The 15,538-nt window shown below is 40.7% G+C and carries 13 protein-coding genes; 11 read left to right on the top strand and 2 right to left on the bottom strand.

Features of this window, described 5'->3' with window-relative positions:
- The first annotated feature begins 17 nt into the window (after positions 1-17).
- The 5 genes from P3R27_RS05270 to P3R27_RS05250 are packed head-to-tail and all read left to right on the top strand — an operon-like array spanning position 18 to position 3,561.
- The gene (locus P3R27_RS05270) at positions 18-320 is read left to right on the top strand and encodes a PTS sugar transporter subunit IIB (RefSeq protein WP_010736508.1); all 303 of its coding nucleotides are present in this window, start codon (positions 18-20) and stop codon (positions 318-320) included.
- A 25-nt stretch (positions 321-345) separates the two neighbouring features.
- On the top strand, positions 346-1,635 hold the full coding sequence (locus tag P3R27_RS05265) for a PTS sugar transporter subunit IIC (protein WP_301356760.1): 1,290 nt from the start codon (positions 346-348) through the stop codon (positions 1,633-1,635).
- A 19-nt stretch (positions 1,636-1,654) separates the two neighbouring features.
- The gene (locus tag P3R27_RS05260; protein WP_034689937.1) at positions 1,655-2,047 is read left to right on the top strand and encodes a hypothetical protein; all 393 of its coding nucleotides are present in this window, start codon (positions 1,655-1,657) and stop codon (positions 2,045-2,047) included.
- 22 nt (positions 2,048-2,069) lie between these two features.
- Positions 2,070-2,939, top strand: coding sequence for a class II fructose-bisphosphate aldolase (locus P3R27_RS05255; RefSeq protein ID WP_126133841.1), 870 nt, complete (start codon positions 2,070-2,072; stop codon positions 2,937-2,939).
- Position 2,940: 1 nt separating this feature from the next.
- Entirely contained in the window at positions 2,941-3,561 is a 621-nt protein-coding gene (locus P3R27_RS05250; RefSeq protein WP_034689958.1) for a P-loop nucleotide/nucleoside kinase family protein, read from the top strand.
- A 121-nt stretch (positions 3,562-3,682) separates the two neighbouring features.
- Here P3R27_RS05250 and P3R27_RS05245 read toward each other — a convergent pair whose 3' ends face one another.
- Together P3R27_RS05245 and P3R27_RS05240 are read right to left on the bottom strand one after the other, a co-directional pair.
- Positions 3,683-4,507, bottom strand: coding sequence for an alpha/beta hydrolase (locus tag P3R27_RS05245; protein ID WP_034689934.1), 825 nt, complete (start codon positions 4,505-4,507; stop codon positions 3,683-3,685).
- The gene (locus tag P3R27_RS05240; protein WP_034689933.1) at positions 4,479-6,074 is read right to left on the bottom strand and encodes a PucR family transcriptional regulator; all 1,596 of its coding nucleotides are present in this window, start codon (positions 6,072-6,074) and stop codon (positions 4,479-4,481) included. Before P3R27_RS05240 ends, P3R27_RS05245 begins: the two co-directional genes overlap by 29 nt.
- A 121-nt stretch (positions 6,075-6,195) precedes the next feature.
- On the opposite strand from P3R27_RS05240, the gene P3R27_RS05235 reads away from it, so the two are divergent.
- From P3R27_RS05235 to P3R27_RS05210, 6 genes are all read left to right on the top strand, one after another.
- Complete coding sequence (locus tag P3R27_RS05235; RefSeq protein ID WP_126133842.1) at positions 6,196-9,207, top strand: bifunctional FdrA/YlbE family protein; 3,012 nt, start codon at positions 6,196-6,198, stop codon at positions 9,205-9,207.
- Complete coding sequence (locus P3R27_RS05230) at positions 9,200-10,075, top strand: oxamate carbamoyltransferase subunit AllH family protein (protein WP_265262201.1); 876 nt, start codon at positions 9,200-9,202, stop codon at positions 10,073-10,075. The genes P3R27_RS05235 and P3R27_RS05230 overlap by 8 nt, the downstream gene beginning before the upstream one ends.
- Positions 10,045-11,289, top strand: a complete 1,245-nt coding sequence (locus P3R27_RS05225; protein ID WP_034689926.1) for an MFS transporter — start codon at positions 10,045-10,047, stop codon at positions 11,287-11,289. Before P3R27_RS05230 ends, P3R27_RS05225 begins: the two co-directional genes overlap by 31 nt.
- 22 nt (positions 11,290-11,311) lie before the next feature.
- Positions 11,312-12,250, top strand: coding sequence for a carbamate kinase (gene arcC / locus P3R27_RS05220; RefSeq protein WP_034689925.1), 939 nt, complete (start codon positions 11,312-11,314; stop codon positions 12,248-12,250).
- 6 nt (positions 12,251-12,256) lie between these two features.
- Complete coding sequence (locus P3R27_RS05215) at positions 12,257-13,471, top strand: dicarboxylate/amino acid:cation symporter (protein WP_126133843.1); 1,215 nt, start codon at positions 12,257-12,259, stop codon at positions 13,469-13,471.
- 203 nt (positions 13,472-13,674) lie between these two features.
- Complete coding sequence (locus tag P3R27_RS05210) at positions 13,675-15,516, top strand: beta-glucoside-specific PTS transporter subunit IIABC (RefSeq protein WP_034689923.1); 1,842 nt, start codon at positions 13,675-13,677, stop codon at positions 15,514-15,516.
- The last annotated feature ends 22 nt before the right edge of the window (positions 15,517-15,538 follow it).

Raw genomic sequence — 15,538 nt, 5'->3', positions numbered from 1 at the left:
TAAAAGGAGAGAATGGAATGAACAAATTGAATATTTTATTTGTATGTGGCGCAGGACTAGGAAGTAGTTTTGCCGCTCAAATGTCAGCCGAGGATGTATTGAATAAATTAGGCGTAACAGCTAAGCTGGATCACTGCGATATCTCTTCGGCCGTTTCGATGAAGCCAGATGTGATCATTACCGCAGAGAATTTTCGTTCACAATTTGAAAAATTTACCATTGATCCGACAACAGCCATGATTTACTTGAAAAATATCGTCTCAAAAGTTGAGATCGAAGAGAAGTTAACACCAGTTTTACAAAGTAAGGGAGCTATCTAATCAAGAAAAAATAGGGGGAGAAAACATGGTCGTTATCAATTTTATTATCGAAAATATTTTGACTCAAGCATCGATCACGATTGCTTTGATTGCGATGCTAGGGCTGATCCTACAAAAGAAATCAACGGGTCAAATTATTTCGGGTACATTGAAAACATTGCTAGGCTTTCAAGTTTTAAGTGCGGGTTCGAGTATCATCGTCGGTAGTTTGACGTATTTTGGGCAAATTTTTACCGAAGGGTTCCAAATGGAAGGGATCATCCCGTCAATTGAAGCAATCAATGGTCAAGCAATGAATGAACTTGGTCTAGGTAGAGATATCGCGTTAACATTTTTAGCTATTTTTATCTTTAATATCTTACTTGCCCGTTTTACGAAGTGGAAATATATCTTCTTGACTGGTCAAGCAATCTTATGGATGGCGACGATGACCACTGTATTTGGGTACTTTGCTGGGTTACGTGGGTTTGTTTTGATTTTAGTTGGTGGTTTCATTGGGGCAGTGTTTGCTATTGCGATGCCAGCGATGGCGCAACCAATCATCCGTAAGGTCACCGGTTCAAACGATATTGCTTTAGGGCATTTTTGTACGATCGGTTATTTATTTGAAGCTGGGGTAGCAAAAATCTTTGGTGAAAGAGGCGAGAACAAGAAATCGATTGAAGACATTAAGTTGCCTGCTCACTTTGAATTTTTACAAGATACGTATTTATCAGTCATGATGGTGATGGTACCACTTTATATTGTGACTGTGTTGTTTGCAGGAGAGACGTTTGCGGCTGAGCTATCAGGGGGGCAAAACTATATCATGTTTGCCTTTTTACAAGCCATCCAGTTTGTTGTTGGTGTATACGTATTACTTTCAGGGGTACGCTTATTACTAGGCGAGATCGTTCCTGCGTTTCGTGGGATTGCGATGAAACTAGTTCCTGATGCGATTCCAGCGTTAGACTGTCCGGTGTTCTTCCCTTATAGTCCCAATGCAGTGATTTTAGGGTTTATCACAACAACGATCGGTACGGTCATTGCGATGTTTACGTTGCCGATGTTTGGATTAGCGATGATTCTGCCAGGGATGTTGACGAATTTCTTTGCTGGGGGGACAGCGGGTATTTTTGGTAATGCAGTTGGGGGACGACGAGGAGCAATCATTGGTGGAATCGCTCATGGCTTCTTTATTACCTTGTTGCCAGCATTACTAGTAACGATTTTCAATTCAATGGGATTTGTTAGTGCAACAGCGACAGATGTCGATACAGTAGTGGTAGCGCTACTGTACGCTTGGATCTTAAGTCCGATTTTAAAAGCATTCTAATGTGAAAGTAGGGATCATAATGTTTGGTTTTTTGAAAAAGAAAAAAGAGCAACATGAAGTAATACAGACGCTTTCCATCGAAGAAAAAGAAGAACTTCAAACAGCGATCGAACGACTAAAGAAAGATATCGACCAGACAGAAGAAGCAGACCAACGAGCTGTTCTTTTTGAACAAGTAGGACTAAAGCTCGCTGAGTTAGGGGATAACGATCAGGCAATCGAACACCTTGAGAAAAGTTTATCACTGAAGAAAAGTATCAATGATGGGTACAAGAAGTTGATGTCTTTATATAATGCAAAAAGAGCAGAAGCTGCACGAGGTGGGGACGATCAAGGAATTGATCATTATATGGGGAAAATGGACGAGATGCGACAAATTGCTAAACAACTTACGATTACAGGGAATAAATAAGAATAAAGGTGGCTATAAAAAAATGTATACGACATTAAAAGAGGTAACAAAAACAGCAGAAGCTTTGAATTTTACCGTGGGCGCATTCAACACGCATAACTTAGAGATGTTGCCAGAAATGTTACGAGCAGCCAAAGAAATGGGTGCGCCGATCATTATCCAAACAAGTGTGGATACGGCGAAATATATTGGGATGAATGTCTTAGTCAATGTAGTGAAAACGATCTCTGAAGAAGAAATGGTGGACGCTGTTCTTCATCTGGATCATGCGCGTGATTTCTCTGATATCAAGCAAGCAATCGATAGCGGTTATACTTCAGTAATGTATGATGGTTCCCATCTACCTTTTAAAGAAAATATCTTGAAAACAAAAGCAGTCGTTGAATACGCCCATGCTCGTGGTGTCTCAGTAGAAGGGGAGCTAGGAACAATTGGTGGGACGGAAGAAGGAATCCATGTGGCAGAAGATGATAAAGTGTATACGAAACCCGAAGATGCGGTAGAATTCGTAGCAGCAACTGGAGTAGACGCATTAGCAATTGCTATTGGAACCAACCATGGGCAATTCAAATCAAAAACAGAAGTCAATCTACCACTCCTGAAAGAAATCGACGCAGTAGTCGATGTTCCCTTGGTCATCCACGGCGGTACTGGAGTGAAAGAGGAAGATTATCCAGAGTTGATCAACCACGGAATCCGCAAATTCAATGTTGGGACAGAGCTACTTGTCAACTGGACGAAAACAGCAAAAGAAAGCTTTGGGGAAACAGAAGTCAGCCGATCATTACGCCACAACGTGATTCCAGCCAACGAAGCAGTAAAGGCAATCATCAAACATAAAATCGGCCTGTTTTTGAACACAGGAAGTGAGATCTATGCAGGAAAGAGCTAAAATGAAAAAATATTTGTTTCTTTTGGCAGGAAGTCCTGGGACAGGAAAAACTTATTTGATGGAACGTCTATTCGAACGGTTTCCAACGATGTATCGTCTTACCTTAGATGAAGTCAAAGAGTATTACGCTGAATCAATTGGATTCGATAATTTAGCTGAACGAGCAGAGCAAGAAAAAAACAAGGTGTATCCATTCTTTTATCAAGCGTTGGAACTGTACATGGAAGCAGGGAAGAAAGTGATTGTTTCAGAATATCCTTTCAGTGACAAACAAAAAGGACCATTAGGAGCGTTATCAAAAAAATATGGATATGAAGTGATCACGATTCGCTTGCACGCAGACTTTGATGTACTATGGCAACGACGTTATAAAAGAGATCGTGATCCTGAACGTCATTTGAGTTATATTATGGACCATTATCATTATGGGGATACGTTGGACGATCGATCGTTAGGAACCAATCATATCACCAAAGAAGAATTTAGATCTGTTATAAATGATCGAAAGTATGAACACTTTGAACTTGGAACGCTTTATACATTCGATGTGACTGATTTCACCAAAGTGGATTATACGCCACTGTTAAACGAGTTAGAGTGGCGAGTGGCGAATGACCAATAAAAATTAATATCTAGTTGATTGATTCAAGTTTTAAAATGAATCGTAAAAAGTAAAAGCCTATCCTCCTATTTATCAAGAGATAGGCTTTTTTATTTTCATTACTGGATTTCCGTGCCATATGTCAAAGCGACTCTTTGGTGGATAACCAATCTGATAATTCCTTTAAGACTGTTTGGACTTGGGGGTCGTTTGTTTGTTTCAAAAAATCATGTTCTAGATCATAAACAGGTTTGAATCGACTATTCGGGATCTGTTTACTTATCCTTTTACTTGAAGCAAAAGGTACTTCTTGGTCTGAGGTGCTGGCGGTACTATAGCAAGGAGGAAAAACTGCAAGTTCTTTTTCACGAATGGCATAATCCGACCAACCCAGTGATTTCGGTAAGCGATAGTAATCGGCTAAGATTCCTTGTTGTCGTCCATAGTAATAAAGTAAGGCGCGACTCATCAGTGGATCATCTGCCGTGGGTGTTTGTTGATCAATGCCTATCAGCATTTCTTCTGTTAATGTGTGTGTGGTGGGAGTGGTTTGTTTCTTCAGAAATTCAAAATCAGCATAGCCATAAAAGTTGATTAGGAAATTGGGTGAAAGCCCTCGATCCACACGCAAATATTTGGTTAGGTGGAACATCAAATAACTTCCGGCAGAACGCCCGCAAATACCAAAGGGGTGTTCATGGATGATTGTCTTTTTTAAGGCATCAAAGCTTTCATTTAGTTTTGCAATGATTTCTGTTACAGATGTATTTGGTGCCAACAGGTAATCAAGAGCTAGCAGAGTGTAGCCATGAGCTAAAAAGAGATCTTTTAGCCTATTGGGTATGTCACCTTTTGATCCGTAAATCAATCCGCCACCATGCAAATAAAGGATATATTTCGGTGTATCACTCTGAGCAGGATAAATGGTTACTGTAATGTCATCGAGTAGTTGTTTGGTTTCTTTCATTTGCCTGTCTCCTCATTTTGATAATATAGGCGCCAATCTCATGATTGATCATTTGTAACGGATTTGTTAAATCAATTGATAGATAATCGGAAATTTTGTGGAGACGATAACGAATCGTTTTAGCATGTAAAAACATTGCTTCTGCTGTTTGTTTGTAGTTCCGATTGTGTTGTAAAAAACAATAAAAAGTTTCAAATAAGTCATAGTCTGTTTGAGCCAACTGCGCCAATTTTAGAGGGATTGCTTCTTGTAATGTTGCTATCTGATTTTCTCGAATAAAATGTTTGAATATGCCGATATCTTCGGATGTCACAACAGGACCATTGTAAAATGAGGTATTGAAATTCAAAATATCCAAACATTCAAACAACAATTCCTTGATTTCCTGTCGTGGTTTTGCTTGGCTGATGGCAAATGTTACTTGTTCATTTTCTGCAAGTATTTCTACCATCAGACGTGAAATCTGATCTTTAGTGATAGGCCCTTCCGATTGAGCAAAGTTGAATAAAACAGCTGAATATTGATGTTGGTCAAAGAAAATCGCCTCTTTTTTCAGTGTCCGTAAAAGTGTAAGGATGCGATTTTTCATTAATTGCGTTTGCATCTCTTTAGTTGAAAAGACGATTGTCTGGTAAGTATCTTTTGACTGCATATGCGCTTCTTGTAGCAAGCTATCTAGTTCTTCAGGATTTCGTGGTGTATTTTGTAAAATCGCATCAGCTAAATTATTTAAACGGGTATAGCGTTCTTTTTTCAATAGGCTTTCTGTATTGAATTTTTCTTGCAAGGCGTCAATGGCATTTTCGATAATGACTAGGTCCGTTTCTTTGATTTGTTGGTTGTTCAGATAAACAAGCAATAAGCAATTGAGAGAATAGTTATTGAAAATCGCAATCTCTAATGCATAGCGTTTTTTCGAGTCTGTTTGAGCATAAAGTGTCAGTAAAGAATAATCGTTTTTCATGAAATCTGTTTGTGGCAGCGATTCACGTGAGAGTACGATGGCATCGGTTGGAATCCTCCCTTCGCAAATTTCGATTTCTTTATCAAGCAATTTTAAGGAAAAAGGAAGTTCGATGATTTGATAAAACTCTTGCATGATCGTTTCTAAAGAAGAAAACTGTTTTTCTAGACGGTTGAATCTTTGGCGTGCTTCATAGTAGGTTCGTAAAGTATGGGCATGTGCATTGAGTAACGGCTCATAAATCGTTAATAGAATTTTTTCATAGCTGATCTCTTGACTGATTTTGATCAATGGGATTTCATATTTGAAGCATAACTCAATAAACCATTCGGGGATCACCTTGATAAAACGATCGGTTTTTAATACAAGACCGCTGATCCCGATTTGACACATCTTGATGAAAAAATCTTCCAGTTCTTTTTCTGACAAGTCGTTCAATGCATAAAACGAGGTCAGGATCAGCTGATTTTGTTTGCTCCAATTTTCGATATCAATGGCTTCTAAGACCATTGCAGTTTCGACTTCATTATCTAAACCGATCTCATTCGTTAGAATCTTCCCTTTTTTTAGTTCACCTAGCAATAATAACTCCCTTAATTTCATCATATTCTCCTTTTTTCCTTTTATGGATAAAAAGTATAGCATTCTTTTAGAAATACGTCCGATGAGAACACTTTCTTAATCTTCTACAATGACAGTGTAAGAATGAATAAGGAGGGGCATTATGTTAGAAACGGTTGTTTTACCAAATAATTATCAAGATTCCATCAACTTGATGCTATTGACTAATCAAATCAATTCGCTTGAGGAAGTCAACATGAGCCAGATCATGATGGGAACGGATGCGAATAAAGATATTTTGAATAACACGTCACTTTTAACAGAAAAGGCACAAACTGCGTCTGCGAACGATCTAATGATCGTGGTAGAAAGTGAGGATGAATCAATCATGGAAAAGGTACTGCCAATGATTGATGATTTTTTAGCGGATCTATCAGCAAAAGAGACAGCGCAACCGAATAAATCAGTGACCACGTGGAAAGAAGCATTGAAACAATTACCAGATGCCAATGTCGCTTTGTTTAGTATTCCGGGGGAATACGGCGCAACAGAAATGGCACGTGCGTTGAAGCATAATCTGCATGTTTTTTCATTTACGGATAATATTGCGATCGAAGATGAAGTCCGTCTGAAAAAACTAGCGCATGAAAAAGGGTTACTGATGATGGGCCCAGATTGTGGGACAGGTATTTTATCGAGTATTCCAATTGCTTTTACAAATGTTGTCGCACCTGGAAATATTGGTGTAGTTGGTGCATCTGGTACGGGTATCCAAGAAGTGACGACAATCATTGATCGTCTAGGTGGAGGTGTGGTTCATGCCATCGGTACCGGTGGTCGTGATCTGAGCGACAAGGTGGGAGCAATAACGGTCAAAGATGCGATCGTGGCACTTGAAAACCATGAACCAACAGATGTGATCTGTGTGATTTCTAAACCACCTGCAAAAGAGGTACGTGACGAAGTAGTGCAATTATTGCAGAGTATTTCAAAACCAGTCGTCGCTATATTTTTAGGAGAAAAACCAACGAATCATGAAGGGAAAGTCTATCTGGCACATACGTTAGAGGAAACTGCCCGTATCGCTGTAGATTTAGCAAACGAAGCAACAGTGAAAAAAAATTACTTTGAAGCACTAGAACAGCCGGATGTCTTGACGCTTGCTAAAGAAAAAGTCGTCAAAGGGCTATATTCTGGAGGAACGCTCGCAGCTGAAGCAGGCATGCTGATTTCAGAAGCATTAAATTTAGGTGGTCTGGTCAAAGAAGATGGGTATATCTTGAAATCTCAAGGGTATGAAGTGATTGATTTAGGAGATGATCGTTATACACAAGGTAAACCACACCCAATGATCGATCCGGAAGTCCGGATCCATAAAATAGAAGAGTATGCCAAGGAAGAAGAAACTGGCGTTATCTTATTTGATATTGTTTTAGGATATGGTGCACATGAAGACATGGTGGGTGCGTTGTTACCAACGATCCAATCTGCGCAGTCAGAAGCGGAAAAAGCAGGACGTGAACTTTATTTCGTGGCGACAGTGTGTGGGACGAAGAATGATCCACAAGACTACCAAAAATCAGTGGAACGCTTGAAAGAAGCAGGTGTTTTTGTCGCAGAGAGTAATGCTAAAGCGGTTCAACTGGCATTGTTGTTAAAAGGCATCAGATTGTCTGAAGCAGATAAAGAAGTCTTAGCATATGATGGAAAAACAGTTGCTGTACCACAACCGAGTGAGCAAGTCATGGAGTTATTGACGACGAAACCGCGTGTAGTGAATGTCGGTTTGAAAAGCTTCAACGAATCGATTGTCACTTATGGTGGACAAACAGTCCAGTTGGATTGGCGGCCTCGCGCGAGCGGTAACAAGAAAATGATCAAAATTTTAGATGCGTTGGAAGAGCATCAGGAGCAAATTGACGAAGAAAATCAAAAAGTGACAGAAAAAATCAAGAACGCACAGCCGTTTCTGGTTGATGTGGTCCCTGCAAAAACGGTGATTCCTGAATTAAATGATCCAAAGCAAAAAACACTATTGCATGCAGGCCCGCCAATCACTTGGGAGGCGATGACCGGACCGATGCGAGGCGCGTGTCTAGGTGCAGCGTTATTCGAACGTTGGGCAGAAAACGAAGAAGAAGCATTAGCACTTTTTGAAGCAAATGACGTGCGATTCATTCCTTGTCATCATGTACAAGCAGTAGGACCGATGGGAGGGATCACTTCTGGTAATATGCCGGTCTTCATTGTTGAAAACCGGAAAGAAGGCAATCAAGCCTTCTGTATCTTGAATGAAGGTATCGGTAAGGTATTACGTTTTGGTGCGTATTCCCAAGAAGTCGTTGATCGCTTAGATTGGATCAAAGAAGTACTAGGACCAACAATCCATCAAGCATTGGCATTCACCGAGGAAGGATTGAATCTAAATGTTTTGATCGCCCGGTCGATTACGATGGGGGATGAATTCCATCAAAGAAATATTGCTGCTTCTTTGAATTTCCTGAAAGAAATCGCGCCATTGATCATTCAAACGGAGATTCCTGAAGAACAAAAATATGATGTAATCAAGTTCTTAGCAGATACGGATCAATTTTTCTTGAATATCATGATGGCTACGGGAAAAGCAATCGTCGATGGTGCGCGCCAAGGGACTAAAGGAACAATCGTGACAACGATGACACGTAATGGTGTTGATTTTGGTGTTCGAATCGCAGAAACAGGCGATACATGGCATCTAGCACCTGTAAATACACCAAAGGGCTTGTACTTTACAGGATTCAATGAAGAAGATGGTAATCCCGATATTGGCGATAGTGCGATCACTGAAACTGTCGGTGTAGGTGGAATGGCCATGGTGGCAGCACCAGGTGTGACCCGTTTTGTTGGCGCAGGTGGTTTTGAAGATGCGTTAGCAACCTCAAATGAAATGGCGAAGATCTGCGAAGGGCACAACCCAACGTTTTCGATACCAACTTGGGATTTTCAAGGAACTTGCTTAGGAATCGATATTCGCAAAGTGGTGGAAACAGGAATCACTCCTGTTATAAATACTGGGATCGCGCACAAAAATGCTGGAGTGGGGCAAATTGGCGCAGGTACAGTTCGGGCACCACTCGCTTGTTTTGAGCAAGCCTTAGAGGCCTATGCTAAGGAGCTAGGGATCAACGTTGAGTAATCAAGAAATTCAATTGAGCGAGTATTTATCTCCACTTTTGCAATTTGGAAAAATAGGTGTGATCCACAGCGTATTTGAGCATTCCTTTAATGTTGAAATCAAGCAACAATTGATCAATATCGCCTGTTTTCATGACTATCTATCTAGTTTTGGTATCAATCTTCCTGAAGATCGATTTAACACACTTGCTCCGGCTCTTCAAACAGGAAATCGTGTGAAAATAAATGATGATGTATTGACGATTTACAGTATTTCAAGTGTCAGACAAGTGACATTAAAACCGTGTCGGCTGGTTCCTCTCAACGTCTTCACGTTAGGTCTATCAAAAAAACAACTACTTTTATTGAAACCATTTTTGGCTGAAAAAAACTGGCAGACAAAAATCGGGTTACCGTTAGATAAACGTGCATCCACGCTGTTTGCTCGAATGGCACAGCCAAACAGAGAGTGGACGACAACTGAATGGCAAGAAGTCGTTGGTTATCTTTTAGGCAGAGGCAAAGGGTTGACGCCTAGTGGTGATGACCTATTGATGGGTTATCAGCTTGTTTTAGGGACTGTTTCAGATCCCAGAGGAATCGCGCTCGCGGTTGCTCTGGGAGAAGCCCAAACGGCAACGACTGCAATCAGCCAAGCATATCTAACTTGTGCGACAAAGGGGTACGCCAATTCACTAGTGTATCAATTATTTTCAGACTTAGTACAAAATCAAGAGGAGAAAATAGAAGAACAGTTAGAGAAAATCATGAGAATTGGTCATTCTTCGGGAAAGGATCTAGCTTTTGGTATTTGGTTGGCGCTACAAGCAATCGGAGGAGAAGAAAGTGAGGGTGAAACATGGAAGCGAGTAAACAAAAACAAGCAGTAAGAGTCAGTGATACTTACTGGATCAAAGTAGTAGCAATCTTTTTTATTGGTTGGATCTTGATGTATGCCACACGAACGATTTTCAACCCGATCATGGGGGTGGTCGGGGAAGAATTCGGTTTAAGCAATACGCAATTAGGCTTAGCAAATAGTATCTTCTTTCTGACATATGCCATCGCTCAGATTCCTTTTGGGATCGTCGGAGACAAAATTGGACGAAAGTTAGTCATTACGGTAGGATTTTTACTTTTGGCAGTAGCGACATATTTCACCGGATTAGCCACGACGTTTATTTTATTCTTAGTGATTCGTGCCATCGCTGGTATCGGGCAAGGTGCTTACTACGGTCCACAGTTTGCCTTGTCGACAGAAGCGATTCCAAAGAGTAAACGGACGATTGGAAATGCCATCATTAATAGTGGTATGGCATTTGGAACATCAGGCGGTTATCTTCTATCAAGTAAATTGGTCTTAGAAAACGGGGATGATTGGAGTAAACCTTTTTATCTTATGGCGATCCCTACATTGATTGTCGGCATATTGTTTTATGTGTTTTTGAAAGAAAAAGTGATCCGTCCGGGTGAAGAAGCAGAAGTGGAAGAAGGGCCAAAAGAAAAAATTTCTTTAAAACAGATTTTTACAAATCGTAACTTAGTAGCAGCCTTTATCTTATGTTTTACCAGCATTTATGCTAATTTTGTGATTCTTACTTGGTTGCCGCAGTTTTTGATTGCAGAACGTGGATTTACTGGAGCGAGTGTTGGCTTTATTTCTTCTTTAGTTCCTTGGGCATCGATACCAGGCGCCTTACTCTTTGCACGGATCAACGATAAAACAGGAGCGACGAAGAAACTAGTCTTTGTTTTGGTTCCATTAGCCATCGTTTCAGTTTTTGCTATCGCTTTTGTAACCAATCGTACCTTATTGATCACAGTGCTGATCCTTTATGGATTGACTGGGAAATTAGCACTTGACCCGATCATGGTGACGTTTGTCACGAAACATGCACCAAGAGCAGCCTTAGGAACGACGTTAAGTGCGTATAATTTTATCGGGATGTCAGGCTCGATTTTAGCGCCTTACGTTACTGGTTATTTAGCAGATACTTCAGGTTCGATGCAAGTTGGTTTTTACCTCTCTTGTGTCTTGTTGATCATCGGGTTGATTCTCTTTGCCCTATTGGCAAAAGAGGATCGTACACAAACGCTGAAGTAATAGAAAGAGGTGTAGGAAAGACATGGGATTAAATGTGATTGCTTTAGGTGGGAATGCGATTTTAGAAACTGATCCAACTGATAAAGGACAAAAAGCCGTAGTCGAACAGGCGACTGAAGCTATCGCAGCTTTTGTTGAACAAGGAGAACAAGTCATTCTTTGTCATGGCAATGGTCCGCAGGTTGGCAATTTATTATTGCAGCAACAAGCAGGAATAAGCGAAAAAAATCCTCCAATGAGCTTGGATACATGTGTGGCAATGACGCAAGGAAGTATTGGCTATTGGTTACAACAAGCGTTAACCAATGCGTTTACGCAACATGGGATCAACCAACCGGTCGTCTCCATCGTGACACAAGTGCTAGTTGATCCGAATGATCCATCGTTTCAGAAGCCAACGAAACCGATTGGACCATTTTATACAGAAGAGGAAGCAAAGGATTTGGCACAAAAGAATGGTGGGACATACGTGGAAGATGCAGGACGTGGCTACCGTAAAGTCGTTGCATCTCCTCAACCAAAAGAAATTGTGGAAAAAGAAGCGCTCCAAGCATTAGTGGCAGCTAATGTTGTCACGATTTGTGCAGGTGGAGGTGGTATCCCAGTGATCGAGTCATCTGGGATTTATCAAGGCGTGGAAGCAGTCAATGATAAAGATTTCTCAGCAGCCGTATTGGCAGACGCTGTGGGTGCCGATCGTTTGATCATTTTAACTGGTGTCGAGCATATCTATATCAACTATGGAAAACCAGAAGAACAAGCTTTACGGACGATGACTCCCGAAGAAGCAAAAGAATACGTAGCTGGTGGTCATTTTGCAGCTGGAAGTATGTTGCCAAAAGTAGAGGCAGCGGTCCGTTTTGTTGCAAGGGATCCAAAACGTCAAGCAGTCATTACTTCAATTGAAAAATTGAACCATTTGACTGAAGGTGCGGGAACAGTGATTCAACAAACGGGGTAACGAGTGATGAAAAAAAATGCCATGATCATTCAAATTAGCCTTGCATTGGCTTTAGGTATTCTGGTTGGGATGTTCTGGCCAATAAGTGCGTCTGTGTTAAAACCGCTTGGCGAAGTATTTTTACGACTGATGCAGATGGCGATTCCATTATTGATTCTTGGTCAGATCATTCAAGCTTTAGGTAGTATTGATTTGAAGGAATTAGCAAGTATTGGGACACGCACCTTGCTCATCTTTGGGATTTCCTCCTTATTGGCAGCTTTATGGGGTGTGTTATTGGCTGTTTTGTTTACGCCTGGATCTGGCATGGAACATATAGAGCGATTAAGTCCTACGATTGAGGCGCAAGAGCTGTCGATCCAAGAAACGTTTCTCCAGTTTGTGCCTAAAAATATTTTTGAATCCCTTACGCAAGGTTCGATTATCCAAATCATTGTTTTCGCGATTTTTTTCGGCCTAGCCTTGAATCATTATGGACAAAAACAGCCCCAATCGAAGTTGTTTCAACTAATCATTGATTTTAACGAAGTGATTATCCAAGTCATCAAGTATGTGATGCATTTTGCCCCTATTGGGATATTTGCCTTGGTGAGTAGCAGTATCAGTCAATTAGGGGCACAAGTCATTCTGCCAATGGTGAAATATCTACTGGTGTATAGCTTAGCTACAGTATTGTTCTTACTGGGATGGTTAGTTGTTGTCAGTATATACGGCCGATTACATCCGTTAAAATTGATCATGAATATGAAGAATATGTCGATCATGGCACTTGCAACGACTTCTTCAGCCATCACTTTACCAATCGAATTAGAAGAAGCACAACATAAATTAGGGTTGAGTAAGCGAATCAGTCACTTAGTCTTACCATTAGGAATGTCATTGAACAGTAATGGCTCAGCCATGCACATGGCACTGACGGTGATCACGATCGCCCAGATGTACCAAGTAGAGTTTCGATGGACGACCATGGTCTATCTTGCAATTTTAGCCACTTTTATTTCTTTAGCCAATGCGGTAGTTCCTGGTGCGGGGCTCGTTTCTTTAGCCATCATCGTGCCGCAAATGGGGTTACCTATTGAAAGTATTGCCATTTTTGGCGGTGTCGAATGGTCGGTGGGGATGTTGCGTACGATTTTGAATGTCAATTCTGATGTGTATTCAGCGATCCTAGTGGCGAAATCAGTCGATGAAATCGATTATGAGATTTTTAGCCGTAGCTAAATGAATGAAAAGAAAGGGGTTGCAATCAAAAGAAATACTTGTTTTAGTAAGTGTAAATAAAACAGGCATGTGACTGGTAAAGCAGGCAGGACCTAAAGAACGACACACAAAGAATCCTTTGTTGTTATTTCTTATGGTCTTGCCTGCTTTTTTCTTTTTTGTCTGCGCAGCGAAAAAGAAAAACGAAAGAAGGGGTGGAAAAAATGGATTATCAAACTTTAGCAAAGCATATTTTACAATTCGTTGGCGGAAAAGAAAATATCATTCATTTGGAACATTGTTCAACTAGACTTCGTTTTACGTTGAAAGATGTCAAACAAACAAATCGTGAAGAGTTAGAACGCTTAGATGGGGTCATCGGTGTTCGTAGCAATGCTCAATTCCAAGTAATCATTGGGAATGAAGTAGTGGAAGTGTATGACGAATTGGCCAAACTGATCGGAGAAATTTCTGCAGATCAGAACATAAATAAAGAAAAGAAACCTGTTGGAACAATTTTACTTGATTTTATCATTTCAGTTTTTCAACCGTTGATTCCCGCGATTGCAGGTGGCGGTGTCTTAAAATCACTTTTACTGCTCTTATCTTTATTGGGTGTCATGGATGCAAACTCATCTACTTACCTGCTATTGAATTTGATCGGAGGAGCACCTCTTTATTTCTTACCGATTTTAGTTGCGATGACGACGGCAAGAAAGCTAAAAGTCAATGAAATCGTAGCTGTTTCAGCAGTGAGTGCCTTGCTTTTACCAGAAATGGCAACCCTTCTAGCAGACGGAACCTCCTTTCTAGGGTTCTCAATTGAAAATATTGCGTATGCTTCTCAAGTTTTCCCAGCAATCTTAACGGTGTTGTTTTACAGTATCGTCGAAAAATATGTCACGAAAATCTCTCCGAAGCCGATTCGTATTTTCTTTGTACCGATGGTTGCTTTATTAGTGACTGTCCCAGTTGCACTGCTGATTTTAGGACCGTTAGGCTATAACGTTGGTGGCGCATTCTCATATTTGATCGTCGAGTTATATCAACGATTAGGCTGGTTAGCGACAGGCTTACTTGCCGCAGTTCTACCATTGATGGTCGTTACTGGTATGCACAAAGCAATGATTCCTTATGCTGTTTCTTCAATGGGAGAGTTAGGAAAAGAGATGCTCTATTTACCGGCTTCTTTGGCACATAATATCGCTGAATCTGGTGCATGTTTTGCCGTAAGTTTAAAGACAAAAAATATGAAATTGCGACAAACAGCGATTTCTGCAGGAATCTCAGCTTTATTTGGTATCACTGAACCCGCATTATATGGGGTCACGATCTTACACAAACGGGTATTGAGTATCGTGATGGTTTCTAGTTTCATCGGCGGGATATTTGCCGGGATCATGGCTTTAGAAGCTTTCGCATTGGTTGGACCAGGGATTGCGAGTATCACGATGTTTGCTAGTGCAGATCAACCGATGAACCTTGTCTGGGCATTTGTCTGTACAGCCCTTTCTTTTGTCGTGTCGTTTGTAGGTGGCTTGGTATTTTTTAAAGATCAAGAAGAAGCAACTTCACAAGAAGAAAACGAGAGTCGTAGGGTAGGAACTTGGGGTATCGTGAGCCCAGTCAAAGGTCAAGTGATTCCTCTTGAAACAGTACCAGATGATGTCTTTTCTAGTGGGATGGTTGGCGAAGGTGTCGGAGTCATTCCAGAAGAAGGTATTGTTTTTTCTCCTGAAGAAGCACAAGTGACCATGCTATTTGAGACAGGTCATGCAATCGGTTTACGAACGGTGAGCGGAGTAGAATTACTGATTCATGTAGGGATCGATACAGTCAAGTTACAAGGTGAAGGCTTCCAGGCTTTTGTTAAAGAAGGTCAGATGGTACAACCAGGTGAGCGTTTGCTTGCGTTTGATATTGAAAAAATCAAACAAGCAGGATTTGATCCAGTCGTTGTGGTGGTCGTGACCAATCAGAAGGAGTATCACATTGATCGTCAAGTAGAAAATCAATCAGTGACACCCGAAACTGAGTTATTGATGATTTCTGCTTTAGTAAAATGAAAAAATGAAAGTGAGGAATAGA

It is taken from the genome of Enterococcus spodopteracolus, from assembly GCF_030441955.1.
In the GTDB taxonomy this organism is placed as follows: Bacteria; Bacillota; Bacilli; order Lactobacillales; family Enterococcaceae; genus Enterococcus_B; species Enterococcus_B spodopteracolus.
Note: the sequence above shows the minus strand (reverse complement) of the source record. Positions and strands in the feature narration are given on the sequence as shown.